The organism is Christensenella timonensis, assembly GCF_900087015.1.
GTDB lineage: Bacteria > Bacillota > Clostridia > Christensenellales > Christensenellaceae > Christensenella > Christensenella timonensis.
The window spans coordinates 589,945-607,488 of sequence record NZ_FLKP01000002.1; the positions used below are offsets into that span (position 1 = coordinate 589,945).

15 protein-coding genes and 1 tRNA gene are annotated in these 17,544 nt (G+C 51.4%); 9 read left to right on the plus strand and 7 right to left on the minus strand.

Features of this window, described 5'->3' with window-relative positions; genetic code table 11:
• Window positions 1-27 precede the first annotated feature (27 nt).
• Window positions 28-558 carry a ribosome hibernation-promoting factor, HPF/YfiA family gene (gene hpf, locus BN6471_RS04365; RefSeq protein WP_066645895.1) on the minus strand — a complete coding sequence of 177 codons (531 nt, stop codon included), beginning with the start codon at window positions 556-558 and terminating at the stop codon, window positions 28-30.
• Window positions 559-1,018: 460 nt separating this feature from the next.
• Here hpf and secA point away from each other — a divergent pair, with 460 nt between their 5' ends.
• The 3 genes from secA to BN6471_RS04380 all read left to right on the plus strand — a co-directional run bounded on the left by secA (window position 1,019) and on the right by BN6471_RS04380 (window position 5,129).
• Window positions 1,019-3,742 carry a preprotein translocase subunit SecA gene (gene secA, locus BN6471_RS04370; RefSeq protein WP_066645897.1) on the plus strand — a complete coding sequence of 908 codons (2,724 nt, stop codon included), beginning with the start codon at window positions 1,019-1,021 and terminating at the stop codon, window positions 3,740-3,742.
• Window positions 3,743-3,948: 206 nt separating this feature from the next.
• The gene (locus tag BN6471_RS04375) at window positions 3,949-4,215 is read left to right on the plus strand and encodes a hypothetical protein (RefSeq protein ID WP_066645902.1); all 267 of its coding nucleotides are present in this window, start codon (window positions 3,949-3,951) and stop codon (window positions 4,213-4,215) included.
• 122 nt (window positions 4,216-4,337) lie between these two features.
• The gene (locus BN6471_RS04380; protein WP_066645904.1) at window positions 4,338-5,129 is read left to right on the plus strand and encodes a MerR family transcriptional regulator; all 792 of its coding nucleotides are present in this window, start codon (window positions 4,338-4,340) and stop codon (window positions 5,127-5,129) included.
• A gap of 65 nt (window positions 5,130-5,194) precedes the next feature.
• Here BN6471_RS04380 and BN6471_RS04385 read toward each other — a convergent pair whose 3' ends face one another.
• From BN6471_RS04385 to prfB, 3 genes are all read right to left on the minus strand, one after another.
• Window positions 5,195-6,238 (minus strand): DUF2776 family protein, encoded by a 1,044-nt coding sequence (locus BN6471_RS04385; protein WP_066645906.1) that lies wholly within the window; start codon window positions 6,236-6,238, stop codon window positions 5,195-5,197.
• Between the two features lie 126 nt (window positions 6,239-6,364).
• A complete protein-coding gene (locus BN6471_RS04390; RefSeq protein ID WP_162270177.1) occupies window positions 6,365-7,372 on the minus strand; it encodes an FUSC family protein in 1,008 nt (335 codons plus the stop codon).
• Window positions 7,373-7,519: 147 nt separating this feature from the next.
• On the minus strand, window positions 7,520-8,623 hold the full coding sequence (gene prfB / locus BN6471_RS04395; protein ID WP_066645910.1) for a peptide chain release factor 2: 1,104 nt from the start codon (window positions 8,621-8,623) through the stop codon (window positions 7,520-7,522).
• Window positions 8,624-8,781: 158 nt separating this feature from the next.
• Here prfB and BN6471_RS04400 point away from each other — a divergent pair, with 158 nt between their 5' ends.
• Window positions 8,782-9,093, plus strand: a complete 312-nt coding sequence (locus BN6471_RS04400; protein WP_066645911.1) for a YbjQ family protein — start codon at window positions 8,782-8,784, stop codon at window positions 9,091-9,093.
• A 303-nt stretch (window positions 9,094-9,396) separates the two neighbouring features.
• Here the strand turns inward: BN6471_RS04400 and BN6471_RS04405 are convergent, their stop codons facing one another.
• The 3 genes from BN6471_RS04405 to BN6471_RS04415 form a co-directional block, all read right to left on the minus strand.
• Window positions 9,397-9,906, minus strand: a complete 510-nt coding sequence (locus BN6471_RS04405; RefSeq protein ID WP_066645912.1) for a helix-turn-helix domain-containing protein — start codon at window positions 9,904-9,906, stop codon at window positions 9,397-9,399.
• A 300-nt stretch (window positions 9,907-10,206) separates the two neighbouring features.
• A tRNA-Met gene (locus tag BN6471_RS04410) sits at window positions 10,207-10,283 on the minus strand.
• Window positions 10,284-10,422: 139 nt separating this feature from the next.
• Complete coding sequence (locus tag BN6471_RS04415; protein ID WP_066645913.1) at window positions 10,423-11,268, minus strand: tyrosine-type recombinase/integrase; 846 nt, start codon at window positions 11,266-11,268, stop codon at window positions 10,423-10,425.
• A 179-nt stretch (window positions 11,269-11,447) separates the two neighbouring features.
• Between BN6471_RS04415 and BN6471_RS04420 the strand changes: the two genes are divergently transcribed.
• From BN6471_RS04420 to gcvPB, 5 genes are all read left to right on the plus strand, one after another.
• Window positions 11,448-12,971 (plus strand): carboxylesterase/lipase family protein, encoded by a 1,524-nt coding sequence (locus BN6471_RS04420; RefSeq protein ID WP_066645915.1) that lies wholly within the window; start codon window positions 11,448-11,450, stop codon window positions 12,969-12,971.
• 260 nt (window positions 12,972-13,231) lie between these two features.
• Window positions 13,232-14,308, plus strand: coding sequence for a glycine cleavage system aminomethyltransferase GcvT (gene gcvT, locus BN6471_RS04430; RefSeq protein WP_066645921.1), 1,077 nt, complete (start codon window positions 13,232-13,234; stop codon window positions 14,306-14,308).
• 16 nt (window positions 14,309-14,324) lie between these two features.
• The gene (gene gcvH, locus BN6471_RS04435; protein WP_066645922.1) at window positions 14,325-14,708 is read left to right on the plus strand and encodes a glycine cleavage system protein GcvH; all 384 of its coding nucleotides are present in this window, start codon (window positions 14,325-14,327) and stop codon (window positions 14,706-14,708) included.
• Between the two features lies 1 nt (window position 14,709).
• Window positions 14,710-16,032, plus strand: coding sequence for an aminomethyl-transferring glycine dehydrogenase subunit GcvPA (gene gcvPA / locus BN6471_RS04440; protein ID WP_066645923.1), 1,323 nt, complete (start codon window positions 14,710-14,712; stop codon window positions 16,030-16,032).
• Window positions 16,020-17,459 (plus strand): aminomethyl-transferring glycine dehydrogenase subunit GcvPB, encoded by a 1,440-nt coding sequence (gene gcvPB / locus BN6471_RS04445; RefSeq protein ID WP_066649763.1) that lies wholly within the window; start codon window positions 16,020-16,022, stop codon window positions 17,457-17,459. Before gcvPA ends, gcvPB begins: the two co-directional genes overlap by 13 nt.
• The last annotated feature ends 85 nt before the right edge of the window (window positions 17,460-17,544 follow it).

The following is a 17,544-nucleotide window of genomic DNA, read 5'->3' on the forward strand; positions in this document are numbered from 1 at the left end:
GCCTGTTGGCAACGCTTTTGTTCTTTTTTACTGTGGTTCGATGAGGCCGTAATTGCCGTCTGTCCGCTTATAGAGCACGTTTACCTCGTTGTTGTGCATATTGCGGAAAACAAAGAAATTATGCCCCAGGAGATCCATCTGCATGATCGCGTCCTCTACATCCATCGGGCGCAACGCAAATTTCTTTTTGCGTACGAGCTGCGGTTCGTCTTCTTCAAAGTCTTCGTCAAAATAATCGTATACGGTATCCTCGTCAAAAGCGGATTCATGAAGCCGGCGCTCCAGCTTGGTGCGGTGCTTGCGCATCTGGCGCTCCAACTTTTTGAGTACGGCGTCGATCGAGGAATACATATCGCCCGTCGCTTCTTCGCCGCGCAGCACGAGGCCGTCGCACACGATCGTGACCTCCGCGATATGGCGGGATTTTTCGATGGACAGCGTTACCTGCATTTCCGTGTCCGGTTTGAAGTAGCGTTCCAGCTTGCCTGCTTTCTTATTTACGATGTCGCGTAAATAATTGGAGATATTGATGTTTTTGCCGGAAATATTGATATTCATGTAGTTCGCCCCTTCCGTTTGATATTATATAAGGTATTCTGCATACCATGGCCTGTTTCCTTTAAAAAACGCAAAATCTGCGGCAAAAGATTCGCCCGACCTGGTCTTTTCCCCCACATTCGCCGCCCGGGAGCCCCGCAGCCATTTGGCCACTCTTACCCCTCTCTTCCTTTTTGGAAGGACGGTCTTACGTCTAGCCGCACTATGCTCACACGAAAAACGTGCTTACGTGGACCGCTTCGCCTGCGACTGGCATCGGCTTGCAACCACGGACACGAATCTCCTGCCGCAGATTTTGTTACGCTTATTATAAAGAAACGGGAGGCAAAGCACAATGTATTTATAAACTTTTTGTAGATTTTGAAGCGATTGGATTTACTTCATATAGTAACTTTGATAAAATGTAAGGAATTGGTTTACTAACAATTATTGTATATAAAGAGAGAAGGTTACAATATTTATGGGATTGTTTTCAAATTCGGCGCTGCGTCCGGTCAAGAAGCTCGCAGACAAGGTAGAGGCGCTTTCGTCGGTTTATGAAGAAATGAGCGACGACGAGCTCGTGGCGATGACGGAGGAATTCAAAAAGCGTCATCAAAACGGCGAATCGCTGGACGCTCTTTTGCCCGATGTGTTTGCACAGGTACGCGAAGCAAGCTGGCGCGTTTTGGGGATGAAACACTTTTATGCGCAGGTATTAGGCGGCATTGTCCTCCACCAGGGCAATATCGCAGAGATGAAGACCGGTGAAGGGAAAACGCTGGTAGCGACACTGCCGGCGGTTTTGAATGCGATCTCCGGCAAAGGCGTACACATCGTCACGGTCAACGAATACTTAGCAAAGCGCGACAGCGAATGGATGGGCAAGGTATTCCGTTACCTTGGGTACACGGTGGGCCTTGTGACGCGCGAGATGGATAAGGCGCAGAAGCAGAAGGCATATGCCTGTGATATCACATATTCCACGAACAACGAGCTGGGGTTCGATTACCTGCGTGACAACATGGTTATCCGCAAGAGCGACCTCGTGCAGCGGGAACTCAACTTTGCGATCGTCGACGAGGTGGACAGCATCCTGGTCGACGAGGCGCGTACGCCGCTCATTATTTCGGGACAGGGAGACAAGGGTACGGATCTTTACCAGCAGGCGGACAGGTTCGTGCGCAAGTTAAAAGAAGAGGACGACTACGAAGTCGACGAAAAGATGAAAGCCATCAACTTAACGGAAGAAGGCGTTAAAAAAGCGGAGCAGTTCTTTAAGCTCGACAACCTGACGGACATCGAAAACACGGAGATCGTGCACCACATCAACCAGGCATTAAAGGCCCACCGCCTGTTCATCCGCGACCGCGAATATGTGGTGACGGACGAAAAGGAAGTCGTGATCGTCGACGAATTCACAGGACGGCTGATGATCGGCCGCCGTTATTCGGACGGGCTGCACCAGGCGATCGAGGCAAAAGAGGGCGTGAAGGTGGAGCGCGAATCCAAGACGCTCGCGACCATCACCTTCCAGAACTTTTTCCGTATGTACAACAAGCTTTCAGGCATGACAGGTACGGCAAAAACGGAGGAAGACGAATTTCAGAGCATCTACAACTTGAACGTCGTGGAAGTGCCCACACACCGTCCGATGATCCGTAAAGACCTGAACGATGCGATCTACGGGACAAAAAAAGGAAAATTTAACGCTGTGGCGGATGAGATCGTAGCGCTGCACGCGACGGGCCGGCCGATCCTTGTGGGTACGGTCTCGGTGGCGGACAACGAATACCTTTCCTCGCTGTTGGTACGTAGGGGGGTAAAACACGAGCTGCTGAACGCGAAGAACCATCTGCGCGAGGCGCAGATCGTGGCGCAGGCCGGTAAGAAAAACGCGGTCACCATCGCCACCAACATGGCGGGCCGTGGTACGGACATCATCCTCGGCGGCAATGCGGATTACCTCGCGAGGAATGAAATGCGCATGGACGGCATGGAGGATGAGATGATCGAGAACGCGGTCAGCCACGCGGTAACGGATGATCCGGAGATCCTGGCGGCGCGCAAGAAATATGCGGAGCTTTTGGCAAAGCATAAAAAGATCACGGATGCGGAGCACGAAGAAGTCGTCGCACTCGGCGGGCTGGCGATCATCGGTACAGAGCGGCACGAATCCCGCCGTATCGACAACCAGCTCAGAGGCCGCAGCGGACGCCAGGGAGACCCGGGGTCTTCCAAGTTCTTCATCGCGCTGGAAGACGATTTGATGCGCCTGTTTGGGGGCGACCGTATCAAGGCGATGATGGAGCGCCTTTCCGGCGATGACGACGATATGCCGCTGGAGTTCGGCATGCTTACAAAGCAGATCGAAACGGCGCAGAAACGCATCGAGAGCAACAATTTCAACTTGAGGAAGCACGTCCTCGATTATGACGACGTCATGAACAAGCAGCGTGAAGTCATCTACGGCCAGCGTAAGCAGGTTCTGATGGGCGACGACATCACGGGCAATATCACCGGTATGGTGGAAACGTTGGTGGACAATGCGATCGGCGTCTATTGCCCCAAAGGGAAATATTCGGAGGAATGGGACTGGGACGACCTGTATGCTTACTTTGAACGCGTATTTGCCTTGAAGGTAAAGCATTACAGCGACGACGAAAAAGAGACGGCGGAAATCCCCGTGTTGCGCGATGAGCTTTTGAGCGCAGTCAGGGAAGCATATACCAAGAAGGAAGAAGAAATGGACGGCGCGGGCTTCAATATGCGCGACGTGGAACGTATGGTACTGCTGCGCGTGGTGGATTCCAAGTGGATGGACCACATCGACGCGATGGACCAGTTCCGCCGCGGCATCGGGCTGCGTGCCTTAGGGCAGCGCGACCCGATCAACGAGTACCGCATTGAAGGGTTCGATATGTTCGACGCGATGGTGGACGCGATCCGCGAAGAGACCATTTATATGCTGTACCACATCAAAGTGGAGAGCAAGGTGGAGCAAAAAGAAGTGGCGGGCGCGCGGGCGAACGTGGACGAGGACGGGAACCCGATCGCGCAGGGACAGCGGAGGAACGTACAGGGGGGCGCAAGCGCCGGCGAGGCGCAAATGCCTGTACGCGTGGAAAAGAAGGTAGGCAGGAACGAGCCCTGTCCGTGCGGCAGCGGCAAAAAGTATAAGAATTGCTGCGGGAAAAACGCCTGACATAAGCGTATGCGTTTCTTCCGGCCGGTATAAATATGTTAAGGCAGGCTGCCTGGGATCTATCCGTTGATGAAAACGAGGAAAAGGAACGCATGAAAAACGTTCCTTTTTTTAATGCAAATAACGCTTGCTTATCCCATAGGTTGGTAGTATGATATGGTGAGCGTAAAAACATAGTTTTGTGGCACAAGGAGGAAACAAGTGAAATGATGCCGTGGAACCGAAAAGAAGTCTGGATGGGAAGCGACGAACAGTTTTTTATGAAGCTGAAAAATGCGCTTTCAGGAAGCCAGATCAAGTATGAAGCCGATATGAAAAATTCATGGTCTGGAGGCCGCGGATTGGATGCCCGCACAAGCAATGGGATTGCGACGCGCTACGCGGAGCCTGCCAAAACGAATACTTATTATGTCTATGTACACAAGTATGATTATGAAAAGGCGATGCATACGTTAAGAAAAGCGGAAAAATAAAGGAATACCAAAAGGTATTCCTTTTTCATAAGCGAAATTTTTAAAAAAGTACTTGACCTTGCCCCAAGGGCAAGGGATATGATGGTCTTAAGGATCGATCCAAAAGCAAAAGGAGAAAGCTGATGTTTACGATAGGAGAATTTTCAGCGCTGTGCCTGGTCACGACCAAGACGCTGCGCCACTACGACAGGATCGGGCTTTTGACGCCTGCGCATACGAGCGGCGAGACGGGGTACCGTTATTACGAAGCATCGCAGTTCCGTGATATGTTCTTTATTTTGAAGTGCAAGGATTACGGGTTCACACTGGAGGAAACTGCAGAGCTGCTGCATGCGGACGCAAACATGGTGGCGGCGCGGTTCGCTGTGAAGTACGAGGAACAGAAAAAGGATATCGTACATCGGCAAAGCACCCTCGCAAAAATGCGGGAGGACATGGATCTGCTAAAGAAAGGAATCGATATCATGAATAAGGGAACGCAGGAAGTAAAATTGATAGAGACAAAGCCGTTTGAGCTGGTAAGCGAGCGCGACGTGATCGCCATCAGGGATTTTGACAAACTGTATGCTAAAGCGATGAAAAAGCTACAGGACAACGGGCTTACATGCAGCGGCGGGGTCATAGCGATGTATCATGGCAACGAGTTTGACCCGGAGCATACGGACGCGGAGGTGGGCGCGATCATTTCGCAGAAAAGCGGTATATCGCGGACGATCCCCGGCGGGCTGTGCGCAATGGCGGCACATTTGGGGGCTTATGCGGCCCTCGGCGAGACGTACGGCGCGCTCGTCAAATGGATCGAGGACAACGGTTACCGCGTGGTCGGAGAGCCGTATGAAAAGTATCTCAACAATCCGCACGAAGTGCCGGAGGACGACCTGATCACGGAGATATACTTCCCGGTCGCAAAATAAGGGAGATAAAAAAACAGGGGAGGTTACTCTCCTGTTTTTTGTTGCACGTTTTCCAAAGGGCGGGGTCACGACTTTGAAGTGCCCGATTCGAGGATCGAAACGATGGCGAAAAGGGTGAAACATACGGCGCCAAGGCCGACCATAATATGTGCGGGCACGAAGAAGTTGGGGTTTGCGTACGAAGCCTCAAAGAGGAACGCCGCCAAAAATAGGCAGGACAGCGCAGTCATTACCGGGATCATGGGGATACGCTTTGCAAGCGGTGCATTGCGCCTCCATACGGAAGCGAGCAGGAGCACCTTGCTTGAGATACTGTAGCAGATCATGCCAAGCCCGATGAGCACGAAGCCCGGCGCTACCATAGCCGCGCTGTACGGGATCATGAGCAGGATGCCCCATACAAGGCATACCGTGCCAAGGACGGCAACAAAAATGCTCCATTTCCAGCGCTCTTGCTGGCCAAAGGTATTCTGTATCTGCCGCAGGATCGTAGCCACGAGGGCGATCAGGCAGGTGCAGATAAGGCCCAGGCCGATCATGACATGCCCGGCGACGAGGGAGGGCGTGCTGCCGTCTGCGAGCAACAGGATACCGCGGATCAGGGCAATAACGGTACAGATAATGGGGATGCTGTAGTAGACGGCATAAGTTCCTCTGGAATATCCATCCGTTACCGGCTGGCCGTAGGTGAGGTTGGATGAGTTTGCGGTAATTTTGCTGAATTTGCCGGACGAGATCGCTACCGTCGCCACACAGCACGCAATGAGCCCTACACCGGATACGACGTTGCCTGATACGATGTCCGCCGATGTATCGCCCGACGTAAAGAGCATGACGCCGCAAATAAAAGTGATGATGCCGGCGGCATAGCCCAGGATGGGATAAAATATCCTGTCCGCTTTGGTGAAACGTTTGATGATCTGGCGGATGATCGTCGCGGCTGTCGAAAACAGGGCGATACAGATCGCGGTGAGCGACATAAGCACATTGCCGGCGATCAGATAGCCGTCGCCGATGGCCATCCCTTTTACATAGAGTCCGAATCCGAGGCATATGGCGCCCATCAGAAGCGGAATGGCACGAAAAAGAACGCTGATTTTTAGATTCATGATGATTCCTCCTGCTCCATGAAATACGAAATGTAGTCGCTTTTTACATACCCCATACAGGCAGGCGCAACATTAAAAAATGTAAAAAGGGCACAAAAAGACGAATTGTTGCCCATGACCGGTCTTTTAGTTCGATTGCATCGTTGGATGCACGTGCCGCTTCCCGGTCAAATGCCTGGCGATATGGTCTAAGCAATACATGGCAAGGACGATGGCAATACCGATACCAAGAAGGAGAAAACGGTTTCCGATAGCGGTGGTGGAATCAAATAACACAAGGTTGGCGTTAATTGCATTGATTGTATTGATGATTTGCGTATACTTATACTCCTTGACCCACGTGCTCAGATAACCGAGAAAAATAATGAAGAAAAAGATATATTCTTGTGGGATCAGGTACTGGCAGAACAGGAGGAACAGGAAGATGCCGATGATCGTAGCGATCACGCGATATTTGATACGCTGGCGCGATTCCTTGCTATCGATTTGTGTCAGGGAAAAGACGACGATACTGATCCACATTGGTTTTTTCAAGTGCAACGCGAAGCCGATGATCCCGGCTATCGTAAGACCGAGCGCCATGCGCAGGATAAAACTTTTATGCCTGCCGGAAATGCGGATTTGCTCGCGCAGGCTATGTTGCACGCTGTCTTTTTGTTTATGCCGCCATGTAAAATAGGTTACGGCTGCAACCGCCAGCCCGCCGGCTGTGAGACAAACCATACGTGAAAAAAAAGCATCTATATTTGACACGGGACTTCCTTGTGAAAAAATATAGCACAACAAAAACGTAACATATGGCTTTAGGTCCTGCGGCTCAGTCGTGAGCAAAAGGATGAGCAGCACGATGCCGAAATTGCACAGGATACCCAGCCAGACATTTAAAAGGGAGAGTACGGAGACGAGGCCGATGATGGGGAACAGGAGAAAAATAGCCAACGAAAATTGCAGGTGGTTGGTTTTTACGTCTATAAGCGGGAAAGTCATCAGGCCGACGACGACAGCTACAGAGGGCAAAGTGTTTTGGGGGCCAAACAGAAAAAGGAATAAATAAATACAGCCCATGCAAAAAGCAAAGGAGGCTGTATTCTTGCCGATCAAGCTCCAAATTTTTTTCTTTTTTTCCGTTAGCAAACCTTCCTCATATCCCATCTGAACATTTCTATTGTCACCATTATAAAAATTTTGCAGGCGTGAAACAAGTACGTGTAATTATGAACAAATTGTGAATTTTTGTAAAAAAACAGCGCGTCCGCTGCGCGCTGTCAATGGGGTGCCCCTTTAAAAACCCTGGATCAGGCAGGCCTTGATGAATTCGTCGATGTCGCCATCCATCACTGCGTTGATGTTGCCCGTCTCTACGTTTGTACGGTGATCCTTGACCATCGTATACGGACAGAAGACATAGGAGCGGATCTGGCTGCCCCACTCGATCTTTTTTTGGTCGCCTTTGATCTCCGCCAAATGTGCCATGCGTTCTTCCTCGCGTTTTTCAGCCAACTTGGATTTTAACATGCGCATCGCGGTCTCGCGGTTTTGGAGCTGCGAACGTTCGTTCTGGCATTGCACGACGATACCCGTCGGAAAGTGCGTGATACGGATCGCGGAAGACGTTTTGTTGACGTGCTGCCCGCCTGCTCCCGAAGACCGGTAAGTATCCACACGGATATCGTCCGGATTCACTTCGATATCGTTGTCCGCATCGTCGATTTCAGGGGTTACATCAAGCGAGGCAAAAGACGTATGCCGCCGCGCATTGGAATCGAACGGGGAAATACGCACCAGCCGGTGCACGCCTTTTTCATTCCGCAGATAGCCATAAGCATTGTCACCGGAAATCAGCATGGTCACGCTTTTGATGCCCGCATCGTCCCCGTCGAGGGAATCCAGTATCCTGACATCATAGCCGTGGCGCTCTGCCCAGCGCGTATACATACGCATGAGCATTTGCGTCCAGTCCTGCGCCTCGGTGCCGCCCGCGCCCGCATGCAGCGAGATAATCGCGTTGTTTGCGTCGTATGTACCTGAAAGGAGCGTCTGCAGATGAAAATCGGTCACATCTTTTTCAAATTCGCTAAGCTCGATATTGAGCTCGGAAAGAAGTTCTTCATCCTGTTCTTCGTCCACCATCTCCACGAGGACTTTTAAGTCTTCCAGGGCGGAGTGGAGCTTTTCACACAGCGTGATCTTGGCTTTCAGCGGCTTTTCCTGCCGGGTGATTTTATTTGCGGTTTCCACATCGTTCCAGAAATCCGGTGCCTCCATTTTCGCAGTGAGCTCCGCAAGCTCTTCGCGCAGGGCAGGCAGGTCGAGGGATTCCGTGGCTTCGCCGAGCATCTGCTCCGCGGTCTGTATCCTTTGTTTTTGTTCGTCCGTTACTATCATAATTACCTCTTGTTTCCCACTAGAAATATCATTCTAAATATAGCATAAAAATAGTCTAAAAGATAGATGGAATGAGAAAAAAGCGGATCACGGCACGCGGTTATAGACCGCCTCGTGCTTTACATGTTATACTGAAGGAAAAACAAAGGAGGAAGAGTATGATATTGGTAAATACCAGCTTTATTACGGGAAGAGACCTTGAGGTAATCACCCTGGTGCGGGGCGCGGTCGTCCAGGCAAAGCATATCGGCAAGGATATATTGGCCGGGTTCCGCAACATCGCGGGCGGTGAAATCATTGAGTATACGGAAATGATGAACGAGGCACGGGAAATCGCTACGACAAGGATGATCCAGGACGCGCAAAAATATGGTGCGGATGCCATTATCAATGTAAAGTATACGACTGCGGAAATATCGCAGGGCACGGCCGAAGTGCTGGCGTACGGTACGGCGGTGAAGTTTAAATAAGAAATCGATGCTCCGTTCAGACAATTGCAAAAATCAATTGTTTTAATCGAAAAAATACTGAATTGGAACATCCAACACCTGCGACAAACCAGCTAGCTCAATATCTGTAACTCATTGGACATGCAAATTGCACTTGAAAAATTTGGTGATACGGATATGTTAGATATATGCACCGGTGGGTCAAAACCAAAAACAATCACATAAAAAGAGCCCGTATTTTCGATACGGACTTTTTATGTGGTAGCTGCTAAAGGATACGCTAAGAATGTGATTAGGTTTTTGAATGGTCAGTGTAAAGAAGCTTTATCCTTTCTTCCGTGTTAGGAAAATTCCAACGATTGCCCCGATAAGGATAATCGGCGCCAATCGGACAAACAGCCATTCAAATGCGTGAAAAGCTACTCCGATAACGCTGGTTTCAGGATCACTATAATCCCAATCTAAGTAAGGACTATTGAAGACTGTCAAGACCGCAAAAATTATTATTATGGCCGCACACAATGAGATAAGTAGCCAATGAAGTATTTTTCGTCTTGTGGTTTTCCTTTGTGCAAGCTGTAAGTTTATAATCTCCAGTTTTTCTGAAATTGCTTTTAAGTCAGCGGCTTTCGACTCAACAACAGCTTCTCCAAGCAAAGCGTTTACGGGTGTTTCAAGCGCTTCCGATATGGAGATTAACATTTCAGAATCAGGAACTGACAATCCTTGCTCCCATTTAGAGATTGTTTGCCGCACCACATTCAACTTGACAGCAAGTTCTTCTTGCGAAAGTCCTTTTGATTTTCTGATTGCTTTCATGTTTTCGTTTAACATTCAGGATAACATCCTTTCTTTTAGTCTTTATCACTATTGTATGAGAACCTGCCCGTTGCTACAAGCAATGTATATTAACATGTAAGCTTTTATAGTCGTAAAGTCCAGCAAATTGTTCTTGGTTCGATTCCCTCATTCGACCCAAATAAAAAACCCATACTAACGTATAGGTTTCATTTGGTAGCGGCGAGTGGATAGCTCATCTGCGCCCTGCGGGCTTTATTCGCATGAACCACCGGTGGTTCTCATCCTCCACAATCAAACAAAAAAGCCCGTATCTTCGATACGAACTTTCTTATTTGGTAGCGGCGAGTGGATTCGAACCACCGACCAATCGGGTATGAACCGAGTACTCTAGCCAACTGAGCTACGCCGCCATCTGATTAAATTGTCTTGCAATATAATATCATAAGAGAAATGCAAAAGCAACGTTTTTTCGCGCTGGAAATGAAAAAAGAACGGAGTCCCGTTCCTTTTTCATACTATGTAAGATATAACAAATAGTGTGGAGGCGTTTTAAAGCTCCAGCCGTGAAAGAGCGCGGCTTTTCTCCTCGATACTCCTGCTGGGGAGCAGTTGGTGGCTGGAATAGATTTTGTTGCCGAGAAGCTCGTTTAATTCCATCACGTCTTTTTCGCTTTCCAGAAACGTCCGCGAGAAATACAACCGAAGCCCGCGCGTCGTCAGTTTACATTCATCGATATGGACCATAGAGCCGAATACTTTGAGCTGGCGGCAGATGTAGCCGCGGTCGATGATCTTGTTGTTGCCCCTGCCGCTGAAAATGATCCCGTTGTGGATCCCGTTTTCCGCACAATACTGTAAAAGGATCTTTTGCAGGTTGCGGGAAATGATAATCGTCCACTGCTTGTCCCTGCGCCGTGCGATCGCATATCCTTCGTGCACAGCTTCCACCGTGATAAATTCCAAATCGCTGTAGTTGATGCCTGTGCAGGCAAACGTACGAATAATGTAGTAAAGCTTGCTGTCTTCACGTGCCGAAACTGCGAGTAATTTGCGGTATTCTTCCTTGGTGAGGATATCCGGAGGACAGTCGGGTTCTTCTTTTTTGATGTTGTCCACGCAAAAATCCTCCGCGCGGATAAAGCGGAAAAACCGGTTCGCCGTACCCAGCATATTGATCGCCGTCATGTTCTTGTAGGTCTTCACGACATAGTCTTTAAACGAAAGCATGTCCCCGGGACTTATTTTTTCTTTCTTCAAATCGTGCTCGAAAAAGTGCAGCATGTGCGATAAGTTGCGCGTATACAGCGTAAAAGTGGACGGCGAGATGTCTCTTTGATCAAACGTATCGAGATAAGCGTTTATATTTTCTTTTAAAGTATCAAGTGTAATCGTCATATGTTTTTGTCTCCATAATTATTATTAGTGTTGCTTCATGTGTATTCCAGTACTTCTACTTATTTTATTATATGGGCGGTACTGAAAATACCTGTGCGGGGAAATGTCACGCAGAAATGTTGACGCGCCTGTGAAAAACGCTTTTGCCTGCATAGGGATGTTGACAATAAAAGGAAAAGGTGTATGATATTTTCAATAAGAAATGGAAAGGGATGAGGCGCGTGCGCGACGCAGTGGTTGGGACAACGGTAGGTAAAGTGGAGGGCGACAGCGAAAACGGCGTATATGTGTGGAGAGGGATCCCTTATGCAGAGGCCCCGAAAGGAGATTTGCGCTTTATACGGACGCGGAAGATAAAACCGTGGGAGGGGGTAAGGGAAGCCAAAAACTTTGGTTTCTGTTGTCCGCAACCAAACCATAAGAATGCGGATATGGATGAGGATTGCCTGACGCTCAATATCTGGTCGCCGTGTGCAGATCGAAAAAGACGGCCTGTGCTCTTTTTTATCCATGGCGGTTCGTTTGCGGGCGGTACGGGCAGCGAGGATGCCTACAACGGGGCGTACCTTGCAGGATATGGCGATGTGGTGGTAGTCACATGTAATTACCGGATCGGGATACTTGGTTTTTTGGATTTTTCTTTTCTGGGCCAGGGCTGCGACGCAAACTGCGGCTTGTTTGATATCATAGAAGCGCTGCGGTGGGTACATGATAATATAGATGCGTTCGGCGGCGACCCGGATCATGTGACGGTATTCGGGCAGTCCGCAGGCGGGACGGCAACATCTGTGCTTGCCACACTTCCCGCAGCGCAAGGCCTGCTGCATCAATGTATTGTGATGAGCGGCGGGCCAACACTGCTGCAAGGAAAAGAGGAAGGGCAGCGGACTGCCCAATGTTTTTTGGAATTCATGCATATCGACACGCCAGAACAGCTGCGGGAGATCCCGGCGGGAAAGCTTGCTGGGACGCAACAGGCGTTTTGCTCTGCGTGCGGACTGGGTGCGGGAACTTTCCGCATCAGCGTGGACGGCGGCCTTGTACCGGATTACCCGATCCCGGCGGCAGCCGCAGGCGCAGGACAGGGCATCCCTATGCTGATCGGGACGACAAGGGAGGAAATGTCGTTTTTGCATATCCCTCCGCTGGCAAAGATCATCGATATCGGCGGCATCATGGAAGCGGGTGTCAGCCACGAAGACGAGGCTTGCAGGGAGTGCATCCCGAAAGCCTATCAGGAGCGTTACGGGAAACGGCGCGGCAAGACGATGATGCTTACGGATATGGTATTTCGCATGGGCAGCGTGTGGTTTGCCCAGACGCGCAGCCTGCGAAACGACGTATGGATGTACCGCTTTGATTATGAAACGGCTGCCATGAAGGTGAGCGGATTGCATACCTTCCATTCCAGCGATATCCCCTTTGTGTTCGGCAATTTCGGCGCAGGTATGGGCAAGCTGATTTTCCTTCTGACGCCGTCTGTCAAAAAGGCAAAGAAGGTCGCGAAAGAAATACAGGACGATTTCCTGGCCTTTGCACGGAATGGAAAACTTCCGTGGAAAAAATGCACGCAGGGGTCGGTGCCCGCTAAGTGTTATCGCCGGGAGTGCGCGGTAATGCCTATGGTAGAGCCCGCTATCTTAAACCAATACGAAAGCACGCATTTTAAAAAGACCAGCTTTTCAAGCTGTGCCGGAAAATAAGATCCCCAGTATCGATCTAAGGCCTAAAAAGGACGAATACGGTATTCGGTATGTCGTTCGTTTTGCCATGGGGAAAATTTACACTGTGTCCACAGCGGGCGCTTGCGGTATTCCTCCCACTGTTGTAATATCAATATGTAAGGCTTTTCATGAAAACGGGCAGCCGGCGGCCGGCGGTTTATGCGTTGCTGCAACGCCGGCGGCAGAAGAGCTGACCAAACAGACCAAAAAGAGATTCGCGAATATAATGGAGGAAGCAGATGGAAAAGAAAACAGCCCTTTATGATAAGCATGTGGCCGCAGGGGGCAAGATGGTCCCGTTCGCGGGGTATTCCCTCCCCGTACAATACAAGAGCGGCATTTTGAGCGAGCATAAGGCGGTGCGCGAAAAAGCGGGATTGTTTGACGTATCGCACATGGGTGAGTTCTTCCTTGCCGGGCCGGACGCCTTAAAGACGGCCAATTATATCCTGACGAACGATTTTCGCAACCTGAAAGAGGGACAGGCGCGTTACAGCCCTATGTGTTACGAAGACGGCGGGACGGTGGACGACCTGCTCGTGTATAAAATGGCGGAGGACGAATATTTTATCGTCGTCAACGCCGCGAATAAAGATAAAGATTTTACATGGATGGAAAAAAACCTGGTGGGCGACGTACAATTCAGCGATATTTCCGCCCAAGTCTCACAGCTTGCGCTGCAAGGCCCGCTTTCGGAAAAAATTTTGCAAAAGGCAGCGGGCGAGGGCAGCATCCCGCAGGCATATTATACGTTCGTCAAGGAAGCGCGGATCGCGGGGATGCCCTGCTTGGTCTCGCGTACGGGCTATACGGGCGAGGATGGTTTTGAGATTTATTGTAACGACGAATATGCGGAGCGTATGTGGGATACGCTGATGGAAGCTGGGGAGGAATACGGCCTCATCCCCTGCGGACTGGGCGCGCGCGATACGCTGCGATTGGAGGCGGCAATGCCCTTATACGGGCACGAGCTTTCGGCGGAGATCACCCCGCGTGAAGCGGGGCTCGGCTTTGCCATCAAGGTGGATAAGGACGAGTTCATCGGCAAAGAGGCGCTCACACCGGCGCGCCTTAGGAAGCGGATTGGTTTAAAGCTTATTGACCGCGGTATCGTCCGCGAAGGGGCGAAGGTTTTTGCGGGCAGCGCGGAGGTCGGAAGGGTCACCTCGGGCACGATGTCGCCCACGCTCGGAGCGGCGATCGCTCTTGCTCTCGTACCGTCGGGGCTGGAGGAAGAAACGCTCTTTGTAGAGGTGCGCGGGAAAAAGCTGAAAGCGGAAGTGGTAAAACTTCCATTCTATAAAGCAAACAAATAAAACGGAGGATCAAAAAATGAACGTTCCCAAAAATTTAAAGTACACAAAATCGCACGAATGGGTAGAGGTCATGCCCGACGAAAAAGCACGGATCGGTATCACGGATTATGCCCAGGAAACGTTGGGGAACCTCGTATATGCGGAGCTGCCGCAGGAAGGGGATGTGTTCGCGCGCGGCGATAACCTTGCGGTCGTGGAGTCCGTCAAGGCGTCGTCCGATGTTTATGCGCCCATTGCGGGTACGGTTGCGGCAGTGAATGAGGCGCTTGCGGACAGCCCGGAGATGATCAACGACGACAGCTATGGCGCATGGTTCGTGGAGCTTGACAGCGTGGACATGGACAGCGCAGAATTACTGTCCCCTGAAGAGTATGAAAAAGTGCTCGAAGAGGAGGAATAAAATGGCATATATTCCGAATACTTCGGATGAGACCCAGGATATGCTCAAACAGCTCGGCCTTGCGGATATGGAGGCGCTGTACGCTGATATACCACAAGCGGTGCGTTTGAAAAAGCAGCTCGATGTGGGCGAAGGTTTCAGCGAACTGGAATTGGTACGCGAGCTAAGCGCAGCCGCGTCGCGCAATAAAATCTACGATACGGTCTTTATGGGCGCGGGCGCATACCGGCACTTTATCCCGGCGGCTGTGGAAAACATCGCCTCGCGCAATGAGTTTGTAACGGCGTATACGCCATACCAGGCGGAAATGAGCCAGGGTATTTTGCAGAGTATCTTTGAGTTCCAGACGATGATCTGTGAGCTCACGGGCATGGATGTTTCCAATGCTTCCGTCTACGACGGCGCCAGCGCAGCGGGGGAAGCGTGCCTGATGACGCGCGACAGGAAGCGCAGCAAGGTGTTGGTGTCCTCGTGCGCGCACCCGCAGGTGATCGATACGATCCGTACTTATGCCGTACCGGCCGGGATGGCTTGCGAGGTAGTCGCCGCAAAGGATGGGACAACGGACGCAGCGGATCTGGAAAACAAGCTGGACGAAACGGTGGCGGGCGTCTATCTGGCGTCGCCCAATTATTTCGGACTGATCGAAAATACTGCCCAAATGGCGGAGCTCGTGCATGGAGCGGGAGCAAAGCTGGTGCTGGGCGTAAACCCCATCGCTGCGGGAATCCTGAAAACTGCGGCGGAGCTTGGAGCGGATATCGCGGTCGGCGAAGGCCAGCCGCTGGGGCTGCCTCTTGCGTTTGGCGGGCCATATCTTGGTTTTATGGCGTGTACCAAAGCGAATATGCGCAAAATGCCGGGCAGGATCGTGGGGGAGACCGTGGATCACGACGGAAACCGCGCGTTCGTACTCACGCTGCAGGCGCGCGAGCAGCATATCCGCCGGGAAAAAGCAGGCAGTAATATTTGCTCTAACCAGGCGTGGTGCGCACTGCGCAGCGCGGTCTACATGAGCGTCATGGGAAAAGAGGGTTTGCGGGATGTGGCGGAGCAGTGCTATGCCAATGCCCATTACTTAAGGGATGAGCTGCAAAAGCTTGGGTTTTCGCCGGTGTATGGCGGGGAATTCTTCCATGAGTTTGTTATGCAAAGCCCGGTCAGTCCTGTAAAGCTGCAAAAGGCGCTCGACGAAAAGGGTATCCTCGGAGGCCTTGACCTCGGCGGCGGGAAAATGCTGTGGTGCGCGACCGAGCTTACCGGACAGCGGGAGATCGATACGCTGGTCGGGGCGGTGAAAGGAGCGTGCACATCATGGAATTGATTTTTGAAAAAAGCAAAGCAGGGCGCGGTTCCTGCCTGTTGCCGGAAAATAGACTGAAAAATAAATACCGCCCGGATGCTTCTTCACTGCGCGATGTGCCTGCGCGGCTCCCCGAAGCGGCGGAGGTGGATATCGTAAGGCACTATATGGCACTTTCGCGGCGGGCGCACGGCGTGGACAATGGATTTTATCCGCTTGGTTCCTGCACGATGAAGTATAATCCCAAAGTGAATGAAAAACTGGCTTCGCTGCCGGGCTTTACGGAAATACATCCCATGCAGCCGCAACAAACGGCGCAGGGATGTCTTGAGGTGCTGTATCGCACGCAGGAAATGCTGAATGAGATTGCCGGCATGGATGCGACGACCATGCAGCCCGCAGCAGGCGCACACGGGGAATGGACGGGGCTGCAACTGATCCGTGCCTATCATCTGGAGCGCGGGGATGAAAAACGCCGCAAGATCATCGTGCCGGATTCTGCGCACGGAACAAATCCCGCCAGTGCGGCGATGTGCGGCTTTGACGTGGTAAGCGTGCCTTCCGATGCGCAGGGCCATGTGGATACACAGGCGCTTGCCGCCCTTGCGGACGATACGGTTGCGGGACTGATGCTCACCAACCCCAATACGCTGGGAAAATTTGAAAAGAATATCTGCGAATTGAGTGATATCATACACAGCGCAGGCGGGCTTTTATATTACGACGGTGCGAATATGAACGCCATCATGGGCGTAACGCGCCCGGGAGACATGGGTTTTGACGTGGTGCACTGGAACCTGCATAAGACGCTGTCCACGCCGCATGGCGGCGGCGGGCCGGGCAGCGGCCCTGTTGGCTGCAAGGCATTTTTGGAAAAGTACCTGCCGGTGCCTGTGGTCAAAAAAGAGGGGGATAACTATGTGCTTGATTATGACCGGCCGCATTCCATCGGACGGGTCAAAATGTTCTACGGGAATTTCCTCGTGGTCGTCAAAGCGTTCTGCTATATCCTGTCACTGGGCGGGGAAGGCCTGAAAGATGCTTCCGTGCACGCTGTACTGAACGCCAATTATATGCTGCGGGCACTGGAAAAATATTCCGACTTTACTTATGCTTCTCCATGTATGCATGAGTTCGTATTGTCGCTGAAGGGCCTTAAAAAGGAGACGGGGGTCTGCGCCCTTGACGTGGCAAAGGCGATGATCGATGCGGGCATCCACCCGCCGACCATGTGCTTTCCGCTGATCGTGGACGAGGCGCTGATGTTTGAGCCCACGGAAACGGAGAGCGTGGAGACGCTTGACAGCGCGCTCCGTGCACTGGGATCGATTTTCGAGCGTGCGAAAACTGACCCGGAAAGCCTGCACGCTGCCCCGGTAACAACGCCCATCGGGCGGCCGGACGAGGTCAAGGCGGCGCGCGACCCGCATTTGCGCTATGATTTCTAAAAATAGAAAAGCGCTGCTTGCCAATTGCGGAAGCGGCGCTTTTTTGTGTCTATGTTTCCTGCCGGAAAAGGATTATAATGGGGAA

Bases quoted from the DNA above. Each gene is read 5' to 3' on its own strand.
- hpf (WP_066645895.1), bottom strand. From the start codon at position 558: ATGAATATCAATATTTCCGGCAAAAACATCAATATCTCCAATTATTTA.
- secA (WP_066645897.1), top strand. From the start codon at position 1,019: ATGGGATTGTTTTCAAATTCGGCGCTGCGTCCGGTCAAGAAGCTCGCA.
- BN6471_RS04375 (WP_066645902.1), top strand. From the start codon at position 3,949: ATGATGCCGTGGAACCGAAAAGAAGTCTGGATGGGAAGCGACGAACAG.
- BN6471_RS04380 (WP_066645904.1), top strand. From the start codon at position 4,338: ATGTTTACGATAGGAGAATTTTCAGCGCTGTGCCTGGTCACGACCAAG.
- BN6471_RS04385 (WP_066645906.1), bottom strand. From the start codon at position 6,238: ATGAATCTAAAAATCAGCGTTCTTTTTCGTGCCATTCCGCTTCTGATG.
- prfB (WP_066645910.1), bottom strand. From the start codon at position 8,623: ATGATAGTAACGGACGAACAAAAACAAAGGATACAGACCGCGGAGCAG.
- BN6471_RS04400 (WP_066645911.1), top strand. From the start codon at position 8,782: ATGATATTGGTAAATACCAGCTTTATTACGGGAAGAGACCTTGAGGTA.
- BN6471_RS04405 (WP_066645912.1), bottom strand. From the start codon at position 9,906: ATGTTAAACGAAAACATGAAAGCAATCAGAAAATCAAAAGGACTTTCG.
- BN6471_RS04415 (WP_066645913.1), bottom strand. From the start codon at position 11,268: ATGACGATTACACTTGATACTTTAAAAGAAAATATAAACGCTTATCTC.
- gcvT (WP_066645921.1), top strand. From the start codon at position 13,232: ATGGAAAAGAAAACAGCCCTTTATGATAAGCATGTGGCCGCAGGGGGC.
- gcvH (WP_066645922.1), top strand. From the start codon at position 14,325: ATGAACGTTCCCAAAAATTTAAAGTACACAAAATCGCACGAATGGGTA.
- gcvPA (WP_066645923.1), top strand. From the start codon at position 14,710: ATGGCATATATTCCGAATACTTCGGATGAGACCCAGGATATGCTCAAA.